General features: G+C 34.6%; 3 protein-coding genes and 1 pseudogene. 1 reads left to right on the forward strand and 3 read right to left on the reverse strand.

Going from position 1 to position 3,686, the window contains the following annotated elements; translation table 11 throughout:
* The 3 genes and pseudogenes from ABZC96_RS09065 to ABZC96_RS09075 form a co-directional block, all read right to left on the reverse strand.
* Positions 1 to 422 (reverse strand): annotated as a pseudogene (locus tag ABZC96_RS09065) (alanine dehydrogenase); the annotation flags it as partial.
* 95 nt (positions 423 to 517) lie between these two features.
* Positions 518 to 862, reverse strand: a complete 345-nt coding sequence (locus ABZC96_RS09070; protein ID WP_373030596.1) for a TraR/DksA family transcriptional regulator — start codon at positions 860 to 862, stop codon at positions 518 to 520.
* Positions 863 to 907: 45 nt separating this feature from the next.
* A complete protein-coding gene (locus ABZC96_RS09075; protein ID WP_373030597.1) occupies positions 908 to 1,768 on the reverse strand; it encodes a universal stress protein in 861 nt (286 codons plus the stop codon).
* 179 nt (positions 1,769 to 1,947) lie between these two features.
* On the opposite strand from ABZC96_RS09075, the gene ABZC96_RS09080 reads away from it, so the two are divergent.
* Positions 1,948 to 3,686: cation-translocating P-type ATPase (locus ABZC96_RS09080; protein ID WP_373030598.1), on the forward strand; the 1,739-nt coding region annotated here is incomplete at its 3' end.

Below are 3,686 nucleotides of genomic sequence, written 5' to 3' on the forward strand. Positions count from 1 at the left end.
GGTGCGACTTTACCCGCTATTTGGCTCATGGGTTCAAGTAAAGGTATCCTTCCTCCCTCTTGTAATGTTTCATATGCTATAGCGATGACTTCTTTTTCTTTCAGAACCTCAGTTAATTCCTGAAAGGGTGCAAGATGAAGATAGGTAAAAAGTATTTGTCCCGGTTTTAAAAAATCATACTCTTGGGGTTGAGGCTCTTTCACTTTTAAGATCATTTCACAAGTATCAAATATCTCTTTGGAACCTTGAAGAATGATTGCACCGACTTCTGTATAATCCTCATTTGAAAACCCACTTTTTTCTCCAGCATCTTTCTCTATATAGACTTGATGTCCACCTTGAACAAGTACTTTAACGCCAGAGGGAATAATACCAACCCTATTTTCCTTCTTCTTTATCTCTTTTGGAATACCAATTTTCATCTAAAATATCCTTTTAGTTAAGTAAATTATCATAATAATTTCTTATACTGAAGATTCTCCCATTAAAGAGAAATAAGAGTTTTAAAAACTATTCTTTAATCCTCTAGTCCGACTTTAGTCCTTGCTATAGGATTCACTCTTAATCTTTCCACAGGTATGGGTTTGGCACTTTTTTCACATATACCGAATGTTCCATTGTTTATTTTACCAAGCGCATGCATAGTCTCTTTAAGCTCATGTTCCTGCTGATGTAAAATAGTATTATCTTTCTCACTAAGACTATGAAGAGATGCAAGATCTTCCATATCATTGATCCCATCATCACTGCCCACACTCTCTAATTCTGATCGAAGCTGTTCTATATTACCCTCAATCTGTACTAATTTATCTTTAAGTATTTTTTCAAATTCACTAAAATCAATGTCATCTCTTTTTTTCATAATTGACTCCTCTTTCTAATTTATTTCGATTCAAATAAAATCAAACTATGGTACATAAACCAAAACATCTCTGGATGTTTCTCTTAAAATATATGTTGCCACACTCCCCAATAATGCATTGAAACCTGACGTGCCTCTAGAACCCATAACTACAAGATCATATGAACCATCTTCAACATAGTTAACTAATGCCTCTTTCGTATAGAGTTCTCCATCAATCACCTTCCCTTTTTTGACAGAGACTGCTTCCATGAACTCTTTTAAATCATCTTTTGCACAGGATTTTGCAACATCATTATATTGTGAAAGATCACGCCCTACTACAGCATAAGGACCTTCCATATAAATAGTTTCAAATGCATTGACTATATTTATTTTTGACGTTGGAAAAATATCCTTAGCAAATAATACACTCTGTTTAGATTGCATCCCAAAATCTGTTGGCGCTATAACGTTTTTATATGAAGTTTTTACACTATTTTTAACGATCAATACAGGTAAATGACTTTTATTTGCAACTTTTTGAGCTGTCGTGCCTAGAAAACCTTTTCGACCTTTTGACTTACTATGCCCACCGATAACAATCATATCTGCATGATTTAATTTTGATTCATAGAGTATGATATCATCTGCATTACCTTCTTTCACAAAAATAAAATAAGGCACATTAAACTCTCTGTTTAGTGTTTTTATCTTTTTTTCTATTGTCTTTGTGATACTCTCTTTATCTATACTTATATCTTTGGAACCAAAATAAGCTGGTACCTCTAACCAAGGTGTTCGAACTGCATGAACAATAAACAATGAAGCCTTATGCTCATTAGCTATACTTAAAGCTCTTTTTAAAACATTATTTGACTTTTCTATAATATCTAACCCTACAACTATTCTATTAAGCTTTTTCATAATCTACCTACCTTTTTTAAAATTTTAAGATCTTTTTTCTCTGTACCTATTTATATTCTACTATTAAAAAACTTAATAGTACAACTCAAATATATTAATGCGATTGTTAAAATAAAGAGTGTAAAATAAGTGACTTATCAAATAAATATGTACTAGACCCATAGTCATAAAAAAAGAGGTTGAGCATCAATTTTCATACAAAAAACATTGAACAGACATTCTCAATTTTGGAAACAAATTCTGCTGGTCTGACAAGTGAGGAAGTGAACAAGCGCCAAGAGAAATATGGTTTAAACATTCTCCCCTCAAAACCTGATATGACACTTTTTGTACACTTCTTACAACAGTTTAAAAGTCCTATAATTTATGTCTTGCTCATAGCAGCATTGATGGCACTTATCATTAAAGAGTATACAGATGCAGGTTTTATACTGCTTGTTTTACTGCTTAATGCAGTGATTGGAACCTATCAAGAGTATACTGCATCTGAAAAAGCAAAACTTCTTCAAAATCTTATCAAAACCAATGCCATGGTAATGCGGGATGGTGTCATACAAGAAATTGATAGCCGTCATATTGTAACCGGTGATATGCTTATCTTTGAACCGGGTACAAAGGTGGCAGCAGATATCAGGTTGACTGATAGTAAAAACCTTATTGTTGATGAATCATTACTGACAGGAGAATCCATTGATGTCAACAAAGATGCACACTTTTTAAGCGATAATAATAATCTTTTGATCCCAGAGAGAAAAAATATGCTCTTTGCTGGGACATATATTTCCAGTGGTAGAGGTATGGGCGCTGTAACTAGCATAGGAAAAGATACAGAAGCAGGCAAGATCGCAGAGCTACTTAGTAAAAAAAGTAAAGCCAAGATACCTTTAATAGAAAAAATGGAAAAACTTACTTTTAGTATCTCTATTGTTATTGCAGTGGTGGTTGTTCTACTTTTTGTGATAGGTGTTCTCAAAGGAATGGAGTTTTACGCACTCTTCCTTTTTTCTGTAGCACTTGCAGTTTCTACTATACCAGAAGGACTTCCCGTAGCTATTACAGTGGCCTTGACATCAGCCTCTTTATCTATGTCCAAAAAAAATGTCATTATACGTAAACTGGCTGCTATTGAAGGGCTTGGGGCTTGTACATTGGTAGCCAGCGATAAAACAGGAACATTAACTCAAAATAGACTAAGTGTTGAATACTTTATATCACCACATAAGGTTTATGATACCAACACGCTACATGAAGCACATGATAAAGTATATCTTGCTTCCATTCTCTGTAATGAAATGCATTATGAAACATCAAAAGAAGGTAGTGTAGATTTTTTTGGAGATCAGGTAGATATTGCATTGGCACAATTTGCAGCGAATGCAGACGAATCTTACATTACCAGTTCAAAATCATACAGAAAGATAGATGAAATACCCTATGAACCGATTAATCGTTTCTCAGCGGTAATGATGGAGCTTGATGATACGATTTTTCAGTTCAGTAAAGGTTCTCCTGAAACTGTACTTGGGCACTGTAATGTAACAGAAGAAGAAAAAAAAGAGATCCTATCGGATGTAGATGCATGGGCACTTAAAGGATACAGAACCATTGCACTTGCACATAAAGAATCAATAGATGAATCTACTATCAATCTTAAAAACTTTACGTATCTTGGTTTTGTAGCCATCATCGACCCGGTAAGAGAAGAGAGTCCTGATGCCATAAAAAAAGCACAAGAAGCAGGCATCAAAGTGGTAATGATCACAGGAGATCACCCCAATACAGCACTTTCTATCTCCCAAAAACTTGGCATTGCCTCTTCTTATGAAGAAGTGATGAGTGAAAAGGAGTTACTGGCATGGGAGAATGGTGGGGCAAAAGCAGAAGAATTGAAAGATAAAACCGTCTTTTCTCGTGTGAC

The organism is Sulfurovum sp. (assembly GCF_041551015.1).
GTDB lineage: Bacteria > Campylobacterota > Campylobacteria > Campylobacterales > Sulfurovaceae > Sulfurovum.

Coding starts and splice junctions, on each gene's coding strand:
- ABZC96_RS09075 (WP_373030597.1), bottom strand. CDS start 1,768: ATGAAAAAGCTTAATAGAATAGTTGTAGGGTTAGATATTATAGAAAAG.
- ABZC96_RS09070 (WP_373030596.1), bottom strand. CDS start 862: ATGAAAAAAAGAGATGACATTGATTTTAGTGAATTTGAAAAAATACTT.